The following is a 23,921-nucleotide window of genomic DNA, read 5'->3' as shown; positions in this document are numbered from 1 at the left end:
GGGGTGGCCGACGCAGCGAAGTAAAGGAGGAGGGGCGGCGAAGCCGCCCCGGGGGACATGAGCGGAGTCGGCCACCCCCGGTGAACCGCAGGGCGCCGCCGGAGAAAAACCCAACCCGACACTGTGTTCATAATCGTCCTCCCAAGGCCAGACACCCAGATGCAGCACTCCCCCCACCCCTCCGAACATTCCCCGCGTGACAGCGAGGGCAAGGCATGAAGGCCGGCGCCAATGCCGCCGCGCGCGCACGGCGCGCGGTCCAGACCCTGCCGGACGTGACCATCTCCGAAGACAGCGAAGTGCGCTTCCTGCACCTGGGCACCGAATGGATCCAGGGCTCGATGCTGCTGGAGTCGCCGTTCGACATCGAACTCGACTACGTCCAGCGCATGATGGCCTGGCTGCTCTTCGTCGATCCGGACTCGGTGCCCAAACGCCGCGCACTGCAGCTGGGCCTGGGCTCCGCCGCACTCACCAAGTTCTGCTTCAAGAAACTGCGCATGGACACCACCGCGATCGAGATCAACCCGCAGGTGGTCGCGGTGTGCCGGCAGTGGTTCAAACTGCCCGCCGACGGGCCGCGCCTGCGCGTGCTGCTCGCCGACGCCGGTGAAGAGATCCGCCGCGCCGACCACGTCGGCGCCTACGACGCGCTGCAGGTGGACCTCTACGACCACGAAGCCGCCGCCCCCGTGCTCGACAGCCCCGACTTCTACGCCGATTGCCGCGCCGCGCTCACCGACGACGGCTGCCTCACCGTCAACCTCTTCGGCCGCGACGCGAGCTACGAGCGCTCGCTGCAAAGCATCTGCGCCGCCTTCGGCACCGACGCGGTCTGGGCCTTCAAGCCCACGCGCGAAGGCAACACCGTGGTGCTGGCCCAACGCACCGCCGAGCGGCCCACCCGCATGGCCCTGCTGGCGCGCGCGGAGGCGGTGCAGGCGCGCTGGGGTTTACCCGCTGTGAAGTGGCTGCGCCTGTTCAAACCGGTATCCTGATCGACGCATGAAGACCTCGCCGACGCCACCGCTGCAGCAACAGAAGACATTCGATGGCCCGCTCGACTGGCGCAGCCTCGTGGGCTGGCTGCGCGAGGACGGCATCATCTCCGCCGAGGAGGCCGAGCGCACCACCACGCGCTGCGCCTCGGCGCACAGCTCGCAGCACCCGCTGCAGCGCCTGGCGGTGGTGGGCATGTCGCGCAAGGCCGACCAGCACGTGCTCGACGTGGAGATGCTCACGCAATGGCTGGCCCAACGCAGCGGCCTGGAGTACATGCGCATCGACCCGCTGAAGGTGGATGTGGGCAAGGTGGCCGACGTGATGAGCGCCGCCTACGCCGAACGCCACAAGGTGCTGCCGGTGCTGGTGAGCCCGAGCGAGGTGGTGGTGGCCACGGCCGAGCCCTTCATCCGCGACTGGGTGCCCGAGGTGGAGCGCCAGACCCGGCGCAGCGTGCGCCTGGTGCTCTCCAGCCCGCAGTCCATCAAGAGCTTCACCGGGGAGTTCTTCGCGCTGGCCAAGTCGGTGCGCGCGGCCAACAAGAGCGGCGCGCCGGGCGGCTTCGGCAGCTTCGAACAGCTGGTGGAGCTGGGCAAGGCGAACAAGCAGCTCGACGCCAACGACCAGGGCGTGGTGCAGGTGGTGGACTGGCTCTGGCAATACGCCTTCGACCAGCGCGCCAGCGACATCCACCTCGAACCCCGGCGCGAGCAGGGTGTGATCCGCTTCCGCATCGACGGCGTGCTGCACCCCGTCTACCAGATGCCCATCGGCGTGATGAACGCGATGACCGCGCGCATCAAGCTGCTGGGCCGCATGGACGTGGTCGAGCGGCGCCGCCCACAGGACGGCCGCATCAAGACCCTGCGCCCGGGCGTGGGCGGCGCGCGCGGCGACGAGGTGGAAATGCGCCTGTCCACCCTGCCCACCGCGTTCGGCGAAAAGCTGGTCATGCGCATCTTCGACCCCGAGTCGACCGTGAAGGACCTCAGCGCCCTGGGCTTCGCCGCGCACGACGCCCAGCGCTGGGAAAGCCTGACCCGGCAACCGCACGGCATCGTGCTGGTGACCGGCCCCACCGGCTCGGGCAAGACCACCACGCTGTACGCCACGCTCAAGCGCCTGGCCACGGAAGAGGTCAACGTGAGCACGGTGGAAGACCCGATCGAGATGATCGAGCCGGCTTTCAACCAGACCCAGGTGCAACCTCACCTGGACCTCGATTTCGCGCAGGGCCTGCGCTCGCTGATGCGGCAGGACCCGGACATCATCATGGTCGGCGAGGTGCGCGACCTGGCCACCGCCGAGATGGCGGTGCAGGCCGCGCTCACCGGCCACTTGGTGTTCACCACGCTGCACACCAACGACGCGCCCTCGGCCATCATGCGGCTGATGGAGCTGGGCATTCCGCCCTACCTGATCAACGCGACCGTGCTGGGCGTGCTCGCCCAGCGCCTGGTGCGCACGATGTGCCCGGCCTGCCGCAAGCCACAGGACCAGGACGAGACCGCGGCCTCGCGGGCGACGCTGACCGAGCTGGTCAAGCCCTGGCAGGTCAGCGGCAGCTACCGGCCCTACCAGCCGGTGGGCTGCGTGGACTGCCGCATGACCGGCTTCCGAGGCCGCATGGGCCTGTACGAACTGCTGGTGGTCACCGAGGCCTTCAAGGACAAGGTCAGCCGCGAGCCCGTGCTCGACGCGCTGCGCCGGCAGGCCGTGCAGGATGGCATGCGGCCGCTGCGCCTGGCGGGCGCGGCGCGCGTGGCCGAGGGCCTGACCACCATGGACGAGGTGCTGGCCTGCACGCCGCCCGTGCAGTGAGCCGTCCGCGCGGTCACCACGACGCATGATCAAGAACCTGCAGGACTTTCTGGCCGGGCTGCTGTTCCTGGCCCTGGGCGTGGGTTTCGGCTGGGCCGCCTCGCGCCATGCGCTGGGCTCGGCGGCGCAGATGGGCCCGGGGTATGTGCCCCTGCTGCTGGGCCTCGTGCTGGGGCTGCTGGGCCTGCTCATCCTGTTCAAGGCGCTGACCTTCGAGGCCCTGGGCGGCGGGCGCGTGCGGCACTGGGGCTGGGGCCCCTTGCTGCGCCTGCTCGGTGGTCTCTTGTGGCTGGCCTTGTGCAGCGGGCCGGCGCAGTGGCCCTGGATCGGGGCCTGGTTCACTGGCTGGCCCACGCTGGGTCTGGCGGCGGGGGTGTCGGGTCTGGTGCTGGCGGTGGTGCCGGGTGAGCCCGGTGGCGCCAGCGGGCGCGTGTGGCTGTGGGCCGTCGCGCTGGCGGCGGTGGTGTGTGCGCTGTGGATCGGCCCCCTGGGGCTGGATCTGCCGCTGTGGCCCACGCGCGCCTTGCGCTGAATACCGCAGGGACGCACGGGCATGGTGGACTTTTCCTGGTGGGATTCGCTGGCGCAGGGCCTGGCCGCGGTGTGGGGCTGGCAGGCGCTGGGCCTGATCGCGCTCGGTGTGCTGGTGGGCAGCGTGTTCGGCGTGCTGCCGGGCCTGGGGCCGGTGGCCGCCATCGCGCTGCTGTTGCCGGCCACGCTGGGCCTGCCCTCGCTGCCCGCGCTCCTGGTGCTGGCAGGCGTCTACTACGGCGCGCAGTACGGCGGTTCGCTGCCGGCCATCGTGCTCGACCAGCCTGGCGAGGCCTCGTCGGTGATGACCAGCCACGACGGGCATCCGATGGCCTTGCAGGGCCGGGCGGGCGTGGCGCTGTCCATGGCGACGATCAGTTCGTTCGCCGCCGGTTGCCTGGCCATCGCGCTGGTGGTCCTGCTCGCGCCGGCGGTGGTGTCACTGGGCCTGCAGTTCGGCGCGGCCGAGCGGTTCCTGCTGCTGGTCGTCGGGCTGGTGGGCGCGACGGTGCTGGCCTCGGGCTCGTTCCTCAAGGCGCTGGCCATGACGGTGCTGGGCCTGTTGCTCGGCCTGATGGGCTGGGACGTGCACACCGGCACCGCGCGCTTCGTGCCCGAAGGCCTGGAGCCCTGGATGGGGCGCCACCACGGTCTGACCGAAGGCGTGGGCTTCATCGCGCTGGCGCTGGGCTTTTTCGTGGTCGCGCCGGTGGCGGCCGAACTGGCGGGCCTCTCCGCCCTGGCGCCTGCGGCGCCTGTGCGCGAAACGCCCCCGGGCACACCGGTGGTCTCGGGCATGGCGACGCGGCCCACGCGCGAGGAACTCAAGGACGCGCTGCCGGCCCTGCTGCGCGGCACCGGCCTGGGTGCGGTGCTCGGCGTGGTGCCGGGCGGCGGTGCGCTGCTGTCCTCGCTGGCGGCGTACCGGCTGGAGGTCGTGGTCTCGCGCCACCGCACGCCGCCGCTGGGCCAGGGCAACCTGCGCGGCGTGGCCGCGCCCGAGGCCGCCAACAACGCGGGCGCGCAGACCGCCTACCTGCCCATGCTGGCCCTGGGCCTGCCGCCCAACACCGTGATGGCGCTGCTGCTGGGCGCGCTCGGCCTGCACGCCATCGAGCCCGGACCCTCGGTCATGGGCGTGCAGCCCTCGCTGTTCTGGGGCCTGCTGGTGTCCATGTGGGTGGGCAACCTGCTGTTGCTGCTGCTCAACCTGCCGCTGGCGCGCTGGTGGGCGCCTGTGCTGCTGGGCGTGCTGCGCGTGCCGCGCCGCGCGCTGCTGGCCGGCCTGCTGGTGGCCGCCGGCCTGGGCGCGCTGGCGCTCGGCCCGCACGGCTGGGGCGTGTGGCTGGTCATCGGGCTGGGCCTGCTGGGCTTCGTGCTGCAGCGCCTGGGCTGCGAGGGCGTGGCGCTGTTGCTGGGCTTCGTGCTCGCCCCGGGCTTGGAAGAGCAACTGCGCCGCACGCTGCGGCTCTCGCGCGGCGACTGGTTCGTGTTCCTGGAGCGGCCGGTCTCGGCCCTGCTGCTGATGGTGGCCATCCTGTTGCTGCTGGTCGTGGTGCTGCAGCCGCGCCGGCGCGCGCCGGACTGACGCAGCCTGCCATCGCCAAAGACGAAGCCCCGCGCGCCGCGGGCCCTTCGCCGCGCCCGGATAATCGGCCGGATGCCCGCCGCGCCTTCCGCTTCCCACCCCTCGCCCCACCTCGCCACCGGCCTGCTGCTGGCCAGCGCGGGCTCCATCGCCTTCAGCGGCAAGGCCATCATCGTCAAGCTGGCCTACCGCCATGGGGTCGATGCGGTCACGCTCATCATGTACCGCATGCTGTTCGCGCTGCCGCTGTTCCTGGCGCTGGCCTGGTGGGCCAGCCACCGGCCCGGCGGCGAGAAACCGGCCCCGCTCACGCGGCGCGACTGGCTGGGCGTGCTCGGCCTGGGCTTCACCGGTTATTACCTCGCGAGTTTCCTGGACTTCTGGGGCCTGCAGTACATCAGCGCGAGCCTGGAGCGCCTGATCCTGTACCTCAACCCCACGCTGGTGCTGTTGCTGGGCTGGGTGGTCTACAAGCGGCGCGTCACCGGCCTGCAGGCCATCGCCATGGCCGTGAGCTATGCCGGCGTGATGCTGGTGTTCGGCCACGAGGCCGGCTTTCAGGGGCCGGATGCGGTGCTGGGCACGGTGCTGGTGTTCGGCAGCGCCGTGAGCTACGCCATCTACCTCGTGTACAGCGGCGAACTCGTCAAGCGGCTGGGCTCGATGCGCCTGGTGGGCCTGGCCACCAGCGTGGCCTGCGTGCTGTGCCTGCTGCAGTTCGTGCTGCTGCGGCCGATGAGCGCGGCCGCCGTGGCACCCGAGGTGATCTGGCTCTCGCTGCTCAACGCCACGCTGTGCACCTTCGCGCCGGTGGTGATGGTGATGATGGCGATCGAGCGCATCGGTGCCGGCCTGTCGGCGCAGACCGGGATGATCGGCCCCATGTCCACCATCGTGATGGGCGTGCTGATCCTCGACGAACCTTTCAACCGCTGGATCGTCGCGGGCACGGTGCTGGTGCTCGGCGGTGTCTTCCTGGTGACGCGCTTCGGCTCGGCGCCGAAAAAATAACCTCTGGAGATTCACATGGATTTGGGCATCAAGGGCAAATGGGCGCTGGTGTGCGGCGCGAGCAAGGGCCTGGGCCTGGGCTGCGCGCAGGCGCTCGTGGCCGAGGGCGTCAACGTGGTGCTGGTCGCGCGCGGCGCGGCCGACCTCGACGCGGCGGTGAGCGCGCTGCGCGCTGCGGCACCCGGCGTCAACGTGCTGGGCGTGGCGGCCGACATCACCACGACCGAAGGCCGCGCGGCCGCGCTGTCGGTGGCGGGCGGGCCGGGCAAGGCCTTCGACATCCTGGTCAACAACGCGGGCGGTCCGCCGCCGGGCGATTTCCGCTCGTGGGAGCGCGACGACTGGATCCAGGCGCTGGACGCCAACATGCTCACGCCGATCGAACTCATCAAGGCCGTGGTGGACGGCATGGCGCAGCGTGGCTTCGGCCGCATCGTCAACATCACCTCGGGCGCGGTGAAGGCCCCGATCGGCATCCTGGGCCTGTCCAACGGCGCGCGCAGCGGCCTCACGGGTTTCGTGGCCGGTGCCGCGCGCAGCCCGCTGGCCGCGCAGGGCGTGACCATCAACAACCTGCTGCCGGGCGCGTTCGAGACCGACCGGCTCAAGACCACCATGGCCGGTGCCGCCAGCAAGGCGGGCCAGCCGCTGGACGCCGTGATGGACGCGCGCCGCAGCACCATCCCGGCCAAGCGCTTTGGCCACCCGCAGGAGTTCGGCGCGATCTGCGCCTTCCTGTGCAGCGTGCACGCGGGCTACATGACGGGCCAGAACGTGCTGGCCGACGGCGGCGCCTACCCAGGCACGTTCTGAGGCCGCGCGGCACCCCTGCACCAGGCTTGTGCGGGGGGTCGAAAAGCGGTGAAAACGCACCGCCGAGGCGCATTTTCCGCACCACTTCCATGCGGTTTTTCCGAATGAAAACCGCCGCGGAAAAGTCGTGCGTTGATGCCTCAACTTGTGGGGGTGCCCGTCGATAGTTGGACCACGTTCAACCCTCCTCGATCGCCCCTCATGCCGTCCCTGATCCGAAACCTGCGCCTGGTCCACAAGCTCGTCCTGCTCGGACTCATCGCCGCCTTGCTGGTGGCCGTCCCCCTGACGGCCTATGTGCGCGACGCGCTGGGTGGACTCGCCGCCATCGAGGCCGAGCGCCAGGGCCTGGCGCCTTCGCGCTCGCTGCTGGAGGTGGTGCGCCTGGCGCAGATCCACCGCGGCATGACGGCCACCGTGCTGGGCGGCAAGGCCGATGCCGAGCCCCAGCGCCAGACCCGCGCGGCCGAGGTGCAGCAGGCGGTGCAGCGCTTCGAGGCGCTGCTGGCCAGCGACGTGGACGACGCGCGCATCCGCCGCGACTGGCGGGGCATCGTGGAGCAGTGGCAGTCGCTGTCGCAGGCGGTGGCCGCGCGCGGTGTCACGGGGCCGGAGAGCTTCGCGCGCCACACCGCGATGATCGCGGGCCTGATCGAACTCAACGACCGCGTGTCGGACCACTTCGGCCTGACCTCCGACCCGGACAAGTCCACCTACTTCCTGATCATCGGCACGCTGCAGCAGATGCCGCGCCTGACCGAGATGCTGGGCCAGGCGCGGGCGCGTGGGTCCGCGCTGCTGGTGCGCCAGTCGGCCACGCCGGAAGAGAAGGCGCAGATCGCCAGCCTGGTCGAGCGCGCGCGCGTCGGTGTGCGCGAGCTCGACATCAGCCTGGAGAAGGCGTTCGAACACGACCCCACGCTCAAGACCCGCCTGGCCGCCTCGCATGCGCAGGCGCGCAGCGAATTCGAAGGCGCGCTCAAGCTGGCGCGCGAGCAGATCGTCGAGGCGCCGGTGCTGCAGTACGCCTCGGCCGACTACTTCAAGGCCACGACCACCGCGATCGACGGCATGTACGGCCTGAGCGACCGCGCGACGAAGGAACTGGGTGTGGAGATCGAAAGTCGTTACACCGAACAGCGCGGCGAACTGGGCTGGGTGCTGGGCACCATCGCGGCGCTGCTGGGCGCGGGCGTGGCCTTCGCGATCGTCATCGGCCGCTCGATCACGCGCCCGGCCGAGCTGGCCCGCACGGTGGCGGCCCGCGTGGCCGCCGGCGACCTGAGCCAGGCCGTGCCATCGGGTGGTGGCGACGAGATGGGCCAGTTGCTCCGGGCCATGTCGACCATGCAGGCCGAGCTCACCCGCGTGGTGGGCAGCGTGCGCGGCAACGCCGAGGGCGTGGCCGCGGCCAGCTCGCAGATCGCCCAGGGCAACCACGACCTGTCGGCGCGCACCGAGCAGCAGGCCTCGGCGCTGGAGGAAACCGCCGCCTCGATGGAAGAGCTGAGCTCTACCGTGAAGCTCAACGCCGAGAACGCGCAGCAGGCCAACCGGCTGGCGATCAGCGCCTCCGAAGTGGCCACGCAGGGCGGTGACGCCGTGAGCCGGGTGGTCGACATGATGAAGGGCATCAACGACAGCTCGCGCCAGATCGCCGACATTATCAGCGTGATCGACGGCATCGCCTTCCAGACCAACATCCTCGCGCTCAACGCCGCGGTGGAGGCCGCGCGTGCGGGCGAGCAGGGCCGGGGCTTCGCGGTGGTGGCGGCCGAGGTGCGCAGCCTGGCGCAGCGCAGCGCCGCCGCGGCCAAGGAGATCAAGGGCCTGATCGAAGTGAGCGTGGACCGCGTGGAGCAGGGCACGGCGCTGGTGGACCAGGCCGGCAGCACCATGAGCGAGGTGGTGGGTTCGATCCGCCGCGTGACCGACATCGTGGGCGAGATCAGCGCGGCCAGCCGCGAGCAGAGCGACGGCGTGTCGCAGGTCGGCGAGGCGGTGACGCAGATGGACCAGGCCACGCAGCAGAACGCCGCGCTGGTGGAGGAAAGCGCCGCGGCGGCGCAGAGCCTGAAGTCGCAGGCCGATCAGCTGGTGCAGGCGGTGGCGGCGTTCAGACTCGCCTGATCACTTTCTCGACGAGACCAGGATGCCGCCCACGATCAGCACGAAACCGAGCGCGTGGTAGAGCCGGGGCGGCTCGCCCAGCAGGGTGGCCGAGAGCAGGGCGGCGAACAGCGGCGTGAGGTTGTTGAAGAACGCGGCCAGGGCCGGGCCTACGCGCGCCACGCCCGCGCCCCAGCAGCGGTAGGCCACCAGCGAAGGGCCCACGGCCACGTACACCAGCGCGGCGGCCAGCGGCCAGCCCCACTGGATGGGGTGCTGCCCTTCGGCCAGCGGGGGCAGCGTGAGCCACTCGCCCGCGGCGAACAGGCCCGACCACAGCACGCCCATGACGATCTGCGCGAGCAGGAAGGCGGCCCAGTCGGCCTTGATGTGGGCAGGCTCCGTGCCGGGCTTGGGGCGCACCAGCAGCCAGCTGTACCAGGCCCAGAGCAATGAGGCCAGCAGCATCCAGCCGTCGCCCGGCACCAGCTTCACCGCCAGCAGGTGGTCGAGGTTGCCGTGCGAGAGCACCACCGCCACGCCGGACAGCGAGAGCAGGGCACCCAGCGCCGCGCGCCGGGAGATGGCCACGCCATAGAAGATCCGGCCCAGCAGCAGCATCCACACCGGCATGCTGGCCGCGACGAGCGTCACGTTCATCGGGGTGGAGGTCTTCAGGGCCACGTACTGGAAGGCGTTGTAGCAGCCCACGCCCAGCAGGCCCAGCAGGGCGAAGCGCCGCCAGTGCGGCCACAGGCCGTCGGGGCCGGGGCGCAGCACCTGGCCGGCGAACGGCAGCAACAGCAGGAAGGCCAGGGTCCAGCGCAGGAAGTTCAGCGTGACCGGCGGCACCACGCCCTGCATCATGCGGCCCACCACCGCATTGCCCGCCCACATCAGGGGCGGAATGACGAGCAGCAGAAGGGTGGTGGGGCTGAGGCGGGCACTGGCGTTCTGGGACATGGCCCGCACTGTACCCGCGAGCCCATGACCGGCGAGGGCCTGGGGGTGATGCGAAGCGGCATCGGCAGGGCGGGCGTTTCGTGGCAGCATGGCCGCTTTCGAACCCCGAGGAGAACCGAGATGAGCGAACAGACCAGCCGCGCCGTGCGCATCCATGCCGTGGGCGGCCCCGAACAACTGGTGATCGACACCGTGAGCGTGGGCGAGCCCGGGCCGGGCCAGGTGCGCATCCGGCACCACGCCATCGGCCTGAACTTCATCGACGTGTACCAGCGCACCGGCCTGTACCCCTTCCCCCTGCCGCTGGCGCTGGGCATGGAAGGCGCGGGCGTGGTCGAGGCGGTGGGCGAGGGCGTGACGCACCTGAAAGCGGGGGACCGCGCGGCCTATGCCGCCAACCCGCCCGGCAGCTACAGCGATGTGCGCGTGATGCCGGCCATGAACGTCTGCCGGCTGCCCGATGCGATCGACTTCGAGACCGGCGCGGCCATGATGCTCAAGGGCCTGACCGCGCAGTACCTGCTCAAGCGCTGCCGCCCCGTCGAGGGGCTGGAGGCGGGTGATTTCGTGCTGTTCCATGCCGCCGCCGGGGGCGTGGGCCTGATCGCGAGCCAGTGGGCGAAGTCGCTCGGCCTGCAGCTGATCGGCACCGCGGGGTCCGACGAGAAGTGCGCGCTGGCCCTGGCGCACGGCGCGACCCACGCCATCAACTACCGCACCGAGGATTTCGCGGCGCGCGTCAAGGACATCACCAACGGCCAGGGCGTGAAGGTGGTCTACGACTCGGTGGGCAAGGACACCTTTGAAAAATCGCTGGACTGCCTGCGCCCCTTCGGCCTGATGGTGAGCTTCGGCAACGCCTCGGGCCCGGTGCCGCCGTTCGCGCCCGGCATCCTGGCGGCCAAGGGCTCGCTCTACGTGACGCGCCAGACCCTGTTCGCCCACATCACCAGCCGCGAGCGCACCCAGGCCATGGCCGACGATCTGTTCGCGGTGGTGGAGGGCGGCAAGGTGAAGGTGCGCATCGACCAGCGCTTCGCGTTGACCGATGTGCAGGCCGCGCACAAGAGCCTGGAGGCGCGCGCCACCACCGGCTGCACGGTGCTGCTGCCGTAAAAAAAGCGGCCTGGGCCGCTTTTCTCGTCAGGACGGTTGCGCCACCTTGGGCGAGACCTCGGCCAGGGCCCGTTCCAGGTGCTGGAGCGTGGCCGGCACGTCGTGCCATTTGTCCAGGCCGAACAGGCCGATGCGGAAGGTCTTGAAGTCCGGGCCTTCGTCGCACTGCAGCGGCACGCCGGCCGCGGTCTGCAGGCCTTGCGCGAGGAATTTCTTGCTCGACTGGATGTCGGGGTCGGTGGTGTGGCTCACCACCACGCCCGGCGCCTGGAAGCCGGCCGCGGCCACGCTGGGGAAGCCGTGGCGCACCAGCAGCGCGCGCACCTGCGCGCCCAGCGCCACCTGCTCCTGCCGCACGCGCTCGAAGCCGTAGGCCTCGGTTTCCTTCATGGTCTCGCGCAGGCGGGTGAGCGCGTCGGTGGGCAGGGTGGTGTGGTACGCGTGGCCGCCGCCTTCGTAGGTCTCCATGATCTGCAGCCACTTCTTGAGGTCCATCGCGAAGGTGGTGCTCTGCGTGGCGTCGATGGCGCTGCGGGCGCGTTCGCTGAGCATCACCATGGCGCAGCAGGGCGAGCTGCTCCAGCCCTTCTGCGGGGCCGAGATGAGGAGGTCGACGCCGGTGGCTTTCATGTCCACCCACATCGCGCCGGAAGCAATGCAGTCGAGCACGAACAGGCCACCCACGGCGTGCACCGCATCGGCCACGGCCTCGAGGTAGTCGTCGGGCAGGATCATGCCGGCCGCGGTTTCCACGTGCGGGGCGAACACCAGGGCAGGTTTTTCGCGCGCGATGGTGGCCACCACCTCGTCGATCGGCGCGGGCGCCCAGGGGGCCTGCGCGCCGTCGCCGGTGCGCCGTGCCTTCATCACGGTGTGGCTGGCGGGGATGCCGCCCATGTCGAAGATCTGCGTCCAGCGGTAGCTGAACCAGCCGTTGCGGATCACCAGCACATGCTTGCCGTGCGCGAACTGGCGCGCCACCGATTCCATGCCGAAGGTGCCGCTGCCGGGCACCAGCACGGCCGAGTGCGCGCCGTAGACGCGCTTGAGCATGGCCGAGATGTCGGTCATCACGCCCTGGAAGCGCTTGGACATGTGGTTGAGCGCGCGATCGGTGTAGACGACCGAGAACTCGAGCAGACCGTCGGGGTCGATGTGGGGCAGCAGTCCGGGCATGTTGTCTCCTGTGTCGGGCGCAAAAACGGAGAGCCAGCGTAGCACAGCCCTCCCAGGCTTGCACCCGTGCGGATGCTCAGAGCCGGCTGGCGTGCGACGGCGGGGTGGGTTCGCGCAGGCGGCTGGGGGCCAGCACGCCGGCGCTGTCCAGGATGGGGTAGGCGATCGAGCAGATGTGCGAGTTGATGCGTTTCAAGTCGCTGATCAGGTCCAGGTGCAGCGAGCTGGTGTCCATGCTCTGCGGGGTCATGCCGGAGAGCCGGTCCAGGTGGGTGGCGGCGTACTCGCGCTCCATGTCGCGAAAGCGCACCTTCTCTTCCACCAGCTTCTGCGCGTCGCGCACGTTGCCGTTGAGGAACACGCTCATGCCCAGGCGCAGGTTGTCGAGCAGGCGCGCGTGCAGTTCGGTGATCTCGGCCATGCCGGCCTCGGAGAAGCTGCGGCCCTTGCGGATCTTCTTGTCCTCGATGTCCAGCAGCACGCGCTCGACGGTGTCACCGATCTGCTCCATGTTGATGGTGAAGCTGATGATGTCGGTCCAGCGCCGGCTCTCGGCCTCGCTGAGCTGCTGGCGCGAGATCTTGGTGAGGTAGTACTTGATCGAGGAGTAGAGGTTGTCGACGGTGTCGTCGAGCTTGCGCAGGTCCTGCGAGAGCTTGGCGTCGTTGTTGCGGATCACGGTGACCACGCCGCGCAGCATGGTCTCGACCACGTCGGCCTGGTGCATGGCCTCGCGCGCGGCGCAGGAGATGGCCAGCGAGGGCGTGGCCAGGGCCGAGGGGTCGAGGTGGTTGGGCCGGTCCAGCGGGCTCTTGTCCTTCTTCAGCGGCAGCAGGCGGTTGACCATGCGGGCGACCGGCTTGGTCAGGCCGATGAAGACCGCGCCGACCATCAGGTTGAAGCTCAGGTGGAACAGCACGGTGAGCGTGGCCGGGTCCTGCACCAGCGGCTGCATGACCTGCAGCCACAGGGGAATGAGCCAGATCGCGATGGCCACGCCCAGCACCTTGAACAGCAGGTTGCCCAGTGGCACCTGGCGGGTGCTGATGCCGGACTTGGCGGTGGTGATCACGGCCAGCAGCCCGCTGCCCAGGTTGGCGCCGAGCACGATGCCCAGGGCCACGTCCAGCCCGACCACCTGCAGCGCCAGGGAGGACGCCAGCAGCACCACCGCGAGGCTGGAGTAGGCCACCACGGCCAGCGCGGCGCCCAGCAGGATCTCCAGCAGCAGGTCGCTGGTGAGCGATTCCAGCATCAGCTGCACGGCGGGGTTCTGCGTCAGCACGCTGGTGGCGGCCGAAATGAGCCGCAGGGCCAGCAGCATCAGGCCCAGGCCGATCAGCACGCGGCCGAAGTCGCCCACCGGCGTGCCTTGGCGCGAGATGAACAGCGTGACGCCCAGGAAGATGAACAGCGGCGAGAGCCAGGACAGGTCGAAGGAGAACACCACCGCCATCAGGCTGGTGCCGATGTCGGCGCCCAACATCACCGCCAGGGCGGCGGGCAGCGCGATCAGGCCGCGGCCCACGAAGGAGGCGGTGATCAGCGCGGTGGCGGTGCTGGATTGCACCAGGGCGGTCACGCCCAGGCCGGAGAGGGCGGCGGTGAAGCGGTTGCCCATGCTCGCGGCGAGGAACTGCCGCAGGTTGCTGCCGAAGACGCGCAGCACGCCGGCCCGCACCAGGTGGGTGCCCCAAACCAGCAAGGCAATGGCCGCGAGAAGGTCCAGCAGATGTTTCATGAACCTCAAAACTATACGCCCCGGGGCGAAGCCCCGTGGGCGGTGCGGACTCGCGGGGCCGCGCGGGGGGTCAGCGGCGGCGGCGCACGCGCAGGATCTCGTCCAGGATCAGGGCCGCGGCGCCGACCGAAATCGCGATGTCCGCGAGGTTGAACGAGGGGAAATGCCCGCCCGGGAACAGGCCGGCCAGGAAGGACCAGTGGAAGTCGAGAAAGTCCACCACGTAGCCGTGCCACAGGCGGTCGATCACGTTGCCCAGGGCGCCGCCCAGGATGCACGACAGCGCGAACGCGAACAGCTTCTGGCCCGGGTGCGAGCGCAGCATCCAGACGATGAAGACCGCCGCGCCCACGCCCACGGCGGTGAAGAACCAGCGCTGCCAGCCCCCGGCGCCTGCCAGGAACGAAAACGCCGCGCCCGTGTTGTGCACGCGCACGAGGTTGAAGAAGCTGGTGACGTGCGTGCTGTCGCCCAGCTGGTACACCGCCAGGATCCACTGCTTGGTGAGCTGGTCGGCCACCAGCAGGGCGGCCGCCAGGCCGAGCCAGGGCCAGAGGTGGCTGTTGGGGCTGTTGTTCGGCATCAGGCCACCGTGCGCGGCTCGCCCGCGCCGAACAGGTTGCTGGTGCAGCGGCCGCACAGCGTGGGGTGGGCGGCGTCCGTGCCCACGTCGTCGCGGTAGTGCCAGCAGCGCTCGCACTTGGTGGCGCTGGACGGCACGACCTGCACCGCCAGCTCGTCGCCGGCCAGCAGTTCCACGGCCGAGACGATCAGCGCGAACCTCAGGTCGTCGCCCAGCGAGGCCAGCAGGGCATGGTCATCGGCCGGGGCGGTGAGGCGCACGTTGGCTTGCAGCGAGGAGCCCACCTGGCCGGCGGTGCGCACGGTCTCGATCTCCTTGTTCACCAGGTTGCGCACTTCGCACAGGCGCGTCCACTTGGCCAGCAGCGCCTCGTCGGCGTTGGGCAGCTGGGCGTAGGTCTCGAAGAAGATCGAGCCCTGGTTCTGCGCACCCGCGAGCACCGGCCAGGCCTCTTCGGCGGTGAAGCTCATGAACGGCGCCATCCAGCGCAGCATGGCGTGGGTGATCTGGTGCAGCGCGGTCTGGGCGCTGCGCCGCGCCAGGCTCTTGGGGGCGGTGGTGTAGAGCCGGTCCTTGAGCACGTCGAGGTAGAACGCGCCCAGGTCTTCCGAACAGTACACCTGCAGCTTGGCCACCACGGGGTGGAACTCGTACACGTCGTAGTGCGCCAGCACCTCGGCCTGGAACTGCGCCGCGCGCGCGAGCGCGTAGCGGTCGATCTCCAGCATCTGGTCCAGCGGCACGGCGTCGGTGGCCGGGTCGAAGTCGCTCACGTTGGCGAGCAGGAAGCGCAGCGTGTTGCGGATGCGGCGGTAGGCGTCGACCACGCGGGCGAGGATCTTGTCGTCGCCGGCGATGTCGCCCGAGTAGTCGCTCGCGGCCACCCACAGGCGGATGATCTCGGCGCCCAGCTTCTTGGTCACCTCCTGCGGATCGATGCCGTTGCCGAGCGACTTGCTCATCTTGCGGCCCTGGCTGTCCACGGTGAAGCCGTGGGTGAGCAGGCCGCGGTAGGGCGCGCGGTCGTGCAGGGCGCAGCCCAGCAGCAGCGAGGAATGGAACCAGCCCCGGTGCTGGTCGTGGCCTTCGAGGTACAGATCGGCCTCGGGGCCTTGCGAGTGGAAGGCGCCATTGACGTAGGCCTTGGCGTGGCTGCCGCGCAGCACGTGCTGGAAGGTCGAGCCGGAGTCGAACCAGACCTCCAGGATGTCCTGGCTCTTGGTGTAGTTCGGCGCGTCCTGCGCGCCCAGGATGTCCTCGGCCGTCACGCGGCTCCAGGCCTCGATGCCGCCCTTCTCGACGATGTCGGCCGCCTGGTCGAGGATCTCCATGGTGCGCGGGTGCAGCTCACCCGAGTCCTTGTGCAGGAAGAAGGGGATGGGCACGCCCCAGCTGCGCTGGCGCGAGATGCACCAGTCGGGCCGGTTGGCGATCATGTCGTGCAGGCGCGCCTTGCCGTTCTCCGGGAAGAAGTGGGTGTGCTCGATCGCGTCCAGCGCGGTCTGGCGCAGGGTGCGCGGCGCCTTGTCCTTGGTGAACACGCCCTCGCCCTCGTCCATGCGGATGAACCACTGCGCGGCGGCGCGGTAGATCACCGGCGTCTTGTGGCGCCAGCAGTGCGGGTAGCTGTGGGTGATGGGCTGCGTCGCCATGAGGCGGCCGGCGTTCTTCAGCGCCTCCAGGATGGCCGGCACGGCCTTCCAGATGTGCTGGCCGCCGAACAGCGGGAAGTCGGCCGCGTAGGTGCCGTTGCCCTGCACCGGGTTGAGGATGTCGTCGTAGGCCAGGCCGTGCGACACGCAGGAGTTGAAGTCATCCACGCCGTAGGCCGGGGCCGAGTGCACGATGCCGGTGCCGTCGCTGTCGCTCACGTAGTCGGCCAGGTACAGCGGCGAGAGGCGGCGGTAGCCGGCGTCCACGTCGTACAGGGGGTGGCGGAAGCTCAGGTCGCGCAGGGCCTCGCCGGGGGCGGTGGCGATCACCTGGCCTTCGAGCTGGAAGCGCTCCAGGCATTTCTCGACCAGCGACTCGGCCAGCAGCAGCACGCCGCGCGGCGTGTCGACCAGCGCGTAGCCCAGGGCCGGGTGGGCGTTGAGCGCCTGGTTGGCCGGGATGGTCCAGGCGGTGGTGGTCCAGATGACGGCGAAGCCGGTCTTGCCGGCCGGCAGCGCGGCCAGGCCGAAGGCCTTGGCGAGCGCGGCCGGGTCGTTGGCTTCGAAGGCCACGTCCAGCGTGTCGCTCTTCTTGTCGGCGTACTCGATCTCGAACTCGGCCAGCGAGGAGCCGCAGTCGAAGCACCAGTACACGGGCTTGAGGCCCCGGTAGACGAAACCGCGCTCGATCACGCGCTTGAAGGCGCGGATCTCGCCCGCCTCGTTGGCCGGGTCCATGGTGCGGTAGGGGCGCTCCCAGTCACCGAGGATGCCCAGGCGCTTGAAGTCTTCGCGCTGCAGGCCGATCTGCTCGGTGGCATAGGCGCGGCTCTTGGCCTGCATGTCGTCGCGGCTGAGGTTGCGGCCGTGTTTTTTCTCGATCGCGTTCTCGATCGGCAGGCCGTGGCAGTCCCAGCCGGGGATGTACTGGGCGTCGAAGCCGGCCAGCTGGCGGCTTTTGACGATCATGTCCTTGAGCACCTTGTTGACGGCGTGGCCCATGTGGATCTGGCCGTTGGCGTAGGGCGGGCCGTCGTGCAGCACGAACAGCGCCGCGCCTTCGCGGGCGTCGCGCAGGCGCTTGTAGAGGCCTTCCTGGTTCCAGCTGTTCACCCAGCCCGGCTCGCGCTTGGGCAGGTCGCCGCGCATGGGGAAGGGGGTGTCGGGCAGGTTGAGGGTGCTGCGGTAGTCGGTGGGGGTGTCGGACATGACGGGAATTCCATGGTGGCTTCGACAAGCTCAGCCCGAACCGGGGGAGTGCGAGGGGACTGGAGACAGAAACCGTTCGCCCTGAGCCTGTCGAAGGGCAGCGACCGGACAGACAGGTCGTCTAAATTCGGTCGCGGGTGGTCTGCCGATGGGTCTGGGTGTGCAGCGACGCAAAGAACGCGCGTGCGTCGTCGCAGTCCCGTGCGATGCCCTGGGTCAGGGCGTCGAGGCTGTCGTACTTCAGCTCGTCATGCAGTTTGTGCAGCAGTTCCACGCGCACGATTTTACCGTAGGCCTCTCCGTCGGGCAGGCTGGCGGCCAAGGCGGGCGGCCAGTCGAGGCAATGGGTCTCCAGCAGCACCCGCCCGCCGTTGACGTCGTCCGGGTCCAGCGAGGGCCTCACCCCCAGGTTGGCCACGCCCGGCAGGGGGGGCGAATCGGCGTGTGGGCCCAGGCCATGCACGTGCACCGCGAAGATGCCGCTGGCCGCCGGTTTCCAGTGCGAAAAGCGCAGGTTGAGGGTGCGAAAGCCGTCGCCGCGCCCGGGGCTGCTCTCGGCCAGCTGGCGGCCGAGCTTGCGCCCGTGCACCACGTGGCCGCTGATGCTGTAGGGCCGGCCCAGCAGGGCGGCCACGTCGTCCATGCGGCCGGCGCCCAGGGCCTCGCGCACGGCGGAGCTGGACACACGCAGGCCGTGCACCTCGTAGCTTTGCATGCGCGCCACGTCGAAACCCAGGCGACCGCCGGCGGCATCGAGCATGGCGTAGTCGCCGGCCCGTTTGGATCCGAAGCGGAAGTCGTCGCCCACCAGCACGTACTGCACGCCGAACGCGCCCACCAGCGTGTCCTCGATGAAGGCCTCGGGCGCCTGGTTGGCCAGCCGGGCATTGAACGGCAGGATCACGCATTCGTGCACGCCGCAGCGGTCCAGCTCCTGCAGCTTGTCGCGCAACGTGGCGATGCGCGCGGGCGCCAGTTCCGGCTTGTGGTGCAGGGCGGCGAAGTAGTCGCGCGGGTGCGGTTCGAAAGTCATCACGCAGCTGGGCACGCCGCGGTGCCGCGCCTCGTTGTTGAGCAGCGCGAGCATGGCCTGGTGGCCCCGGTGCACGCCGTCGAAGTTGCCGATGGTCAATGCGCAGCCCGGGGAGCCGGGGGGGCGGGAGCGCAGGCCGCGATAGATTTTCATGCCGTGAGAGGTGGTCAGAGGCTGGGTCGAAAGGGCATTTGAGGGCGAAAGCCATGGCTTCCAGGCCTGCCGTCACGGCCGATTCTTCAAAGCTTGCTATATTGGCACACGATGATATGCGCCCGCAGGCCTTGCCCGCGGCCGCAGGGCGGCTTGCCCAGGGCCGCCCCTCCCCGGTGACATGTTCGTTGGAAGGAGCCCGTCTTGAAGGTCTTGAAGCTCTCCGCGCAGGGGCTGCCACAGTCGTGGATCAGCCTGGAGGAAGCCGTGTTGCATTACGCGGCGGATGAGGTGCGCTGGGAAATGGGGGCCGAGGTCGCGGTGTTCCACGGCGGGCACAACGCGGTGACCGGGCGCCAGTCCATCATCACGGTCAATTCCATCATCGGCACCCAGGGCGTGCCGCGCATCAACCCCTTCGACCTGCGGCCCACGCTGACCAACAGCAAGCTGTTCGCGCGCGACCGCAACGTGTGCGCCTACTGCGGCGAGAGCTGCCACGACGAGGTGTGCACGCGAGAGCACATCGTGCCGCTGGGACAGAACGGTCGCGACACCTGGATGAACGTGGTGACAGCCTGCAAGTCCTGCAACCACCGCAAGGGCAACCGCACGCCCGAACAGGCCCACATGGGGCTGCTGTACACGCCCTACGTGCCCAGCCTGTGGGAAGACTTCATCCTGCGCAACCGCCGCATTCTGGCGGACCAGATGGAGTTCCTGATGTCGCACCTGCCCAAGACCTCGCGGCTGCACGCCTAGGGATGGGCGTGGTCCGGCGCCGGGCCGCCCCAAGCCGGGCCAGCCCCCTTGGGGGCAGCGACCCGCGAAGCGGTGGAGCGTGGGGGTGGTCAGTGCGTCAGTTCGAGCACCACGAGGTGGTTCTCGCCCGCTGGCCAGGTCCGGCCGGTGAGCTTCTCGCCGTTGAACTCCGCCGCGATGGGCCGCACGCCCTCCGTGGCGAGGGCCAGTTTCGAGCTGGACACGCCCGCGCCCGCGGGCGGCACACCGGGCAGGGCCTTGCCATCGAACGACATCGTGTCGCGCGCGGCATCGAAGTAGCCGCGCGGCCGGGTGAAGGTGACGATGGACTTCGCGCTGCGGTCGGCGGCCGCGATGCGCTCGGCGCGCAGGTGGATCAGTTCGCTGCCACGCGGGAAGGGGCTGCGGTAGATGTGTGTGGTGGCGTAGCCCGGCGCGCTGATGACGAACTCGTGGGCCACGCCAGGCTGGGCGGTGAACGGGCCCCAGAGGCCATCGGCGCCCACGGTCTTGCTGTGCACGGCCGCGCCCCGGCGCTCGCCCGTCGCGGGGTCGGTGGCGTACACCGTGAGCTGCGCGCCCGGCACGGGCAGGTTGTTGGTCTCGTTGCCCGAGGCCGGGTCGGTGGGCGACACGCCCAGGCCGGTGACCTTGCCGTTGAGCACCACCGGCGTCTGGGCCGTGATGGCCAGCGTGCGTGGCGCCTGGCCGGTGATGAAGCGGTGCATGGCATCGAACGCCGCGGGTGAGAAGGACGTCTCGCGGTGGTCCACGCGGGGCAGCACCACGTTGTGGGCACCCTTGAGCGCGGGTCCGTCGAAACCGACGTTGGTGGGCGTGCCCCGGGCGCCGATCCACACGCCGTCGGGCTGGGCGAACTTGTCGTTGTTGTCGGATCGCAGGGTCATCCACTTCACTGGGCCGGCCACTTCGTCGCCGGCGGCGTTCTTGGGCGCGTTCAGCGCGCTCAGGAAGGGGCCGGTGCCAGCGAATTCGTTGGCCTCCCGGAATCCCTTGATGGCCCAGACGCCGTGGTTGGGTGTGCCGCCCAGCACCGCGTGGCTCACGGTCTTGTCGCCGCCGCCATTCTGGATGTAGTTGCGCACCGCGTAGCCGCCGCGCGAATTGGCCACCAGCACCACCTGCGGCGCGCCGGTGGCCCTCAGGACCTTGTCCACCTCGGCCTTGAGGAAAGCCATGTGCTCGGCCGTGGACGAGCGCCCCGGCTGGGCCTTGCCGTCGTCGTCGCGCGCGAGCGGGTAGGGCAGGTCGATCGCGTGCAGGCGCTCGCGCGGCCAGCCGTTGGACTCGAAGCGCCACAGGGTGGTCTGCCAGATCGAGGCGGAGTCGCCGTTGCCGTGCACGAACACGATGGGTGGCTGCCCCGCACCCCGGGGGGCGCTGGCACAGGCCGCCAGCAACAGGCTGCTGGCGACGGTGGCGAAAACGGTTCGGCGGGTGGGCATCGGGTCTCTCCTGTTGAAGGGGTGGCCAAAAACACCGCGGCCCGCTGGATGCGGGCCGCTGGGGGGATCAGGCGAACACGCCGGCCGTGTCCTGCATCCGGGCGGAGACCTCGCCCAGGTGGTGCAGGGTGTCGCCGTAGGTCATTTCCAGCTGCGTGAGCTTCTTGAAGTAGTGGCTCACGATGTACTCGTCGGTCACGCCGATGCCGCCGTGCAGCTGCACCGCCTGTTGTCCGACGAAGCGCATGGCCGTGCCCAGCTGCACCTTGGCCCGCGCCATGGCCGCGCGACGCTCTGGCGCCGGGGCGTTGAGCTTGAGGCTGGCGTAGTAGCTCATGGAGCGCGCCAGCTCCAGCTGCATCTTCATGTCGGCCACGCGGTGGCGCAGCGCCTGGAAGCTGGCGATGGCCACGCCGAACTGCTTGCGCGTGTTCATGTACTCGACGGTGATGGCCACGGTCTTGTCCATCACGCCCACGGCTTCGGCGCAGGCGGCGGCGATGCCGATGTCCACGGCGTGTTCCAGCGCGGTCAGGCCATCGGTGGTGAGCAGTTGGGCCGGGGCGTCCTTGAGCGTGAGGTCACCCGCACGGCCGCCGTCCTGCGTGCCGTAGCCGCGCGTGGCCACACCAGCGGCGGTGCGCTCCACCAGGAACAGGGCGAGCTTGCCGCCGGCCACGGCGGGCACGACGAAGGCGTCGGCCTGGTCGGCGGCGGGCACCACGTTCTTGCTGCCCGAGACCGTCCAGCCGCTGCCGGCCTGGGTGGCGGTGGTGGCGCACACGTCGAGCTTGTAGCGGGCCTTGCGCTCCTGGTGCGCGAGCACCACCAGCGCTTCGCCCGAGGCCATGCGCGGCAACCACGCGGCCTTGAGGTCGGCCGGCGCGTAACCGCCCAGCACGCCGGAGGTGATGAGGGTCTGGGCCAGGGGTTCGAGCACGATGCCGCGCCCCAGCTCTTCCATGACCACCATGCCTTCGATGGGGCCCATGCCCAGGCCGCCGCCGTCCTCGCTCACGTAAAGGCCGGCCAGGCCGAGCTCGGCCAATTCACCGTAGGCGGCGCGGTCGAAGCCGCCCGCGGCCACGATGCCGTTGCGGCGCTCGAAGGTGTAGCCCTTGTCGACCCATTTGCGCACGGCATCGCGCAGTTGTTGTTGGTCGTCGCTGAAATCAAAGTCCATGTTTTTCTCCTCAGCCCAGAACGGTTTGCGCGACGATGTTGCGCTGCACTTCGTTGCTGCCGCCGTAGATGGTGGTCTTGCGCATGTTGAAGTAGGTGGACGCCAGCGGCGCGTTGGCGGTGACGCCGCCGGGGAAGTCGCCCTGCCAGCCGGCTTCCATGGCCTCCTCGATGAAGGGCAGGCTGTAGGGGCCGGCCGCCAGCATCATGAGTTCGCTGTAGCGCTGCTGGATCTCGCTGCCCTTGATCTTGAGCAGACCGGCGATGTCGAGCGAGTTCTTGCCCGATTTCTCGGCCGAGAGCACGCGCAGCACCAGCATCTCCAGCGCCACCACGTCGACTTCGAGCAGCGCGATCTGGTCGCGGAAGCGCAGGTCGTCCCAGACGCCTTCGGTCTTGGCGATGCGCTTCAGGCGCTCGAGCTCGCGCTTGGCGCGGTTCACGTCGGCGATGTTGGTGCGTTCGTGGCTGAGCAGGTGCTTGGCGTAGGTCCAGCCCTTGTTCTCCTCGCCGATCAGGTTCTCCGCCGGCACCTCGACGTTGTCGAACCAGACTTCGTTCACCTCGCTCTCGCCGTCCAGCAGCTTGATGGGTCGCACGGTGACGCCGGGAGACTTCATGTCGATCAGCAGGAAGGAGATGCCGGTCTGCGGCTTGCCCTCGGTGCTGGTGCGCACCAGGCAGAAGATCCACTCGCCGTACTGGCCCAGCGTGGTCCAGGTCTTCTGGCCATTGACGATGTACTTGTCGCCCTGGCGCTCGGCGCGGGTCTTGACCGAGGCCAGGTCCGAGCCCGAGCCGGGTTCGCTGTAGCCCTGGCTCCACCACACCTCGCCGCTGGCGATGCCGGGCAGGAAACGCTGCTGCTGTTCCTTGTTGCCGAAGGCCATGATCACCGGCGCCACCATCACGGGGCCGAAGGGCACCACGCGCGGCGCGCCGGCCAGGGCGCATTCTTCCTCGAACAGGTGCTTCTGCACCGCGGTCCAGCCCGGGCCGCCGAACTCCTTGGGCCAGCCCCAGCCCAGCCAGCCCTTCTTGCCGAGAATCTTGGCCCAGCGCTGCATGTCGTCGCGCGTCAGGCGCAGCGCGTTGTGCACTTTGTGGGCGATCTCGGCGGGCAGGTTGGCCTTGACCCAGCCCCGGATGTCTTCGCGAAACGCCTGTTCTTCGGGCGTGAATGCCAAATCCATGGAATGTCTCCTGGTGGCCGCCACAGGATGTGTGCCGGCAAATTGAACAACGCCGGCCAGTTTCGCACGACCGTTCGTTTTATGGCTGTCCGGGCTGCGACAAGCCGAGCTGCTCGTTCAGATTCTGAAGCTGGTCCTGCAACTGGGCCACGGTGTTTTCCAGCGTGGCCACCCGGCGGGTGAGGGCGATCAGTTCGTCTTCGGTGGCCGCGCTGCCCTGGGTGGACGGCGCCGCCGCGACGGCGCTGGTGTCCACCGGGCCGCAGAGCAGGTGGGCCCAGCGCTGCTCCCGGGCGCCGGGTGCGCGCGGCAGCTTCACCACCAGCGGGCCGCCTTTCTCGGCGCTGCGGTCCTGCAGTTCCTCCAGGAAGCCGTCGACCGAGGCGATGTCCAGGAACTTGTACCAGCGCTCGGTGTTCAGGCGCAGCTCACCGGCGGTCTGCGGGCCGCGCAGCATCAACATGCCCAGCAGCACGGCGGATTGTTCGGGCACGCCCACGGCGCGCGCGAAATTGTGTTCGTAGCGGGTGACCCGGCTGCCGCTGCCCTCCATCACCATGTGCAGGCTGCGCAGCTCGTCCAGCGCCTCCAGCACCAGGGCGTCGGCCAGGTTCATCACCGGGTCGCGGCTGGACTTCTGGTTGCAGCCCGTCACCAGGGCGTTGAGCGTCATGGGGTAGCTGTCGGGCACGGTGCGCGCCTTCTCCATGAGGGTGCCGAGCACGCGCGCCTCGGCGGGCGAGAGCGGGCGTTGCTGGAAATCGTGGCCGCGCGGGCGGCCGGCTGAAGGGGTTTGCAGGTCTGAGGTCATTACACT

The 23,921-nt window shown here is 69.7% G+C and carries 19 protein-coding genes; 9 read left to right on the top strand and 10 right to left on the bottom strand.

Going from position 1 to position 23,921, the window contains the following annotated elements:
* The first annotated feature begins 215 nt into the window (after nt 1-215).
* The 7 genes from AC3WPZ_RS08465 (at nt 216) to AC3WPZ_RS08435 (ending at nt 8,896) form a co-directional block, all read left to right on the top strand.
* The gene (locus AC3WPZ_RS08465) at nt 216-998 is read left to right on the top strand and encodes a spermine/spermidine synthase domain-containing protein (protein ID WP_492439145.1); all 783 of its coding nucleotides are present in this window, start codon (nt 216-218) and stop codon (nt 996-998) included.
* Nucleotides 999-1,005: 7 nt separating this feature from the next.
* Nucleotides 1,006-2,823, top strand: a complete 1,818-nt coding sequence (gene tfpB / locus AC3WPZ_RS08460; RefSeq protein WP_492439143.1) for a type IV pilus assembly ATPase TfpB — start codon at nt 1,006-1,008, stop codon at nt 2,821-2,823.
* A 25-nt stretch (nt 2,824-2,848) separates the two neighbouring features.
* Nucleotides 2,849-3,355, top strand: coding sequence for a hypothetical protein (locus AC3WPZ_RS08455; protein ID WP_382155086.1), 507 nt, complete (start codon nt 2,849-2,851; stop codon nt 3,353-3,355).
* Between the two features lie 21 nt (nt 3,356-3,376).
* On the top strand, nt 3,377-4,942 hold the full coding sequence (locus AC3WPZ_RS08450; protein WP_444687248.1) for a tripartite tricarboxylate transporter permease: 1,566 nt from the start codon (nt 3,377-3,379) through the stop codon (nt 4,940-4,942).
* 72 nt (nt 4,943-5,014) lie between these two features.
* Entirely contained in the window at nt 5,015-5,953 is a 939-nt protein-coding gene (locus AC3WPZ_RS08445) for a DMT family transporter (protein WP_382328351.1), read from the top strand.
* A gap of 15 nt (nt 5,954-5,968) precedes the next feature.
* Nucleotides 5,969-6,766 carry an SDR family oxidoreductase gene (locus AC3WPZ_RS08440; RefSeq protein WP_444687247.1) on the top strand — a complete coding sequence of 266 codons (798 nt, stop codon included), beginning with the start codon at nt 5,969-5,971 and terminating at the stop codon, nt 6,764-6,766.
* Nucleotides 6,767-6,967: 201 nt separating this feature from the next.
* Entirely contained in the window at nt 6,968-8,896 is a 1,929-nt protein-coding gene (locus tag AC3WPZ_RS08435; RefSeq protein WP_382321474.1) for a methyl-accepting chemotaxis protein, read from the top strand.
* Here AC3WPZ_RS08435 and AC3WPZ_RS08430 read toward each other — a convergent pair whose 3' ends face one another.
* Nucleotides 8,897-9,838: a DMT family transporter gene (locus AC3WPZ_RS08430; RefSeq protein ID WP_492439141.1), complete on the bottom strand. Its 942-nt coding sequence runs from the start codon at nt 9,836-9,838 to the stop codon at nt 8,897-8,899. It abuts the gene before it with no gap.
* A 120-nt stretch (nt 9,839-9,958) separates the two neighbouring features.
* Between AC3WPZ_RS08430 and AC3WPZ_RS08425 the strand changes: the two genes are divergently transcribed.
* The gene (locus AC3WPZ_RS08425; RefSeq protein WP_492439139.1) at nt 9,959-10,954 is read left to right on the top strand and encodes a quinone oxidoreductase family protein; all 996 of its coding nucleotides are present in this window, start codon (nt 9,959-9,961) and stop codon (nt 10,952-10,954) included.
* Between the two features lie 27 nt (nt 10,955-10,981).
* On the opposite strand, the gene AC3WPZ_RS08420 is transcribed toward AC3WPZ_RS08425, so the two are convergent.
* From AC3WPZ_RS08420 to AC3WPZ_RS08400, 5 genes are all read right to left on the bottom strand, one after another.
* On the bottom strand, nt 10,982-12,130 hold the full coding sequence (locus AC3WPZ_RS08420; protein ID WP_492439137.1) for an aminotransferase class V-fold PLP-dependent enzyme: 1,149 nt from the start codon (nt 12,128-12,130) through the stop codon (nt 10,982-10,984).
* 76 nt (nt 12,131-12,206) lie between these two features.
* Nucleotides 12,207-13,871, bottom strand: a complete 1,665-nt coding sequence (locus AC3WPZ_RS08415; RefSeq protein ID WP_382155108.1) for a Na/Pi cotransporter family protein — start codon at nt 13,869-13,871, stop codon at nt 12,207-12,209.
* 70 nt (nt 13,872-13,941) lie between these two features.
* A complete protein-coding gene (gene lspA, locus AC3WPZ_RS08410) occupies nt 13,942-14,454 on the bottom strand; it encodes a signal peptidase II (protein WP_492434378.1) in 513 nt (170 codons plus the stop codon).
* Entirely contained in the window at nt 14,454-17,315 is a 2,862-nt protein-coding gene (ileS, locus tag AC3WPZ_RS08405) for an isoleucine--tRNA ligase (RefSeq protein WP_492439135.1), read from the bottom strand. The genes lspA and ileS overlap by 1 nt, the downstream gene beginning before the upstream one ends.
* 121 nt (nt 17,316-17,436) lie before the next feature.
* Nucleotides 17,437-18,501, bottom strand: coding sequence for a bifunctional riboflavin kinase/FAD synthetase (locus AC3WPZ_RS08400; protein ID WP_444687243.1), 1,065 nt, complete (start codon nt 18,499-18,501; stop codon nt 17,437-17,439).
* 204 nt (nt 18,502-18,705) lie between these two features.
* On the opposite strand from AC3WPZ_RS08400, the gene AC3WPZ_RS08395 reads away from it, so the two are divergent.
* Entirely contained in the window at nt 18,706-19,263 is a 558-nt protein-coding gene (locus AC3WPZ_RS08395; protein WP_382155149.1) for an HNH endonuclease, read from the top strand.
* A gap of 89 nt (nt 19,264-19,352) precedes the next feature.
* On the opposite strand, the gene AC3WPZ_RS08390 is transcribed toward AC3WPZ_RS08395, so the two are convergent.
* The 4 genes from AC3WPZ_RS08390 to AC3WPZ_RS08375 form a co-directional block, all read right to left on the bottom strand.
* Nucleotides 19,353-20,729 carry an alpha/beta fold hydrolase gene (locus AC3WPZ_RS08390; RefSeq protein ID WP_492439133.1) on the bottom strand — a complete coding sequence of 459 codons (1,377 nt, stop codon included), beginning with the start codon at nt 20,727-20,729 and terminating at the stop codon, nt 19,353-19,355.
* A 67-nt stretch (nt 20,730-20,796) separates the two neighbouring features.
* Nucleotides 20,797-21,912 carry an acyl-CoA dehydrogenase family protein gene (locus AC3WPZ_RS08385; protein ID WP_492439131.1) on the bottom strand — a complete coding sequence of 372 codons (1,116 nt, stop codon included), beginning with the start codon at nt 21,910-21,912 and terminating at the stop codon, nt 20,797-20,799.
* Between the two features lie 10 nt (nt 21,913-21,922).
* Entirely contained in the window at nt 21,923-23,104 is a 1,182-nt protein-coding gene (locus AC3WPZ_RS08380) for an acyl-CoA dehydrogenase family protein (protein WP_382155167.1), read from the bottom strand.
* 79 nt (nt 23,105-23,183) lie between these two features.
* The gene (locus AC3WPZ_RS08375) at nt 23,184-23,915 is read right to left on the bottom strand and encodes a YceH family protein (protein ID WP_492434384.1); all 732 of its coding nucleotides are present in this window, start codon (nt 23,913-23,915) and stop codon (nt 23,184-23,186) included.
* Between the last annotated feature and the right edge of the window lie 6 nt (nt 23,916-23,921).

The organism is Hydrogenophaga sp. FW305-3-2-15-A-LB1 (genome assembly GCF_058787875.1).
The sequence above is the reverse complement of the archived record's forward strand: the minus strand, read 5'-3'. Positions and strand labels throughout refer to the sequence as shown.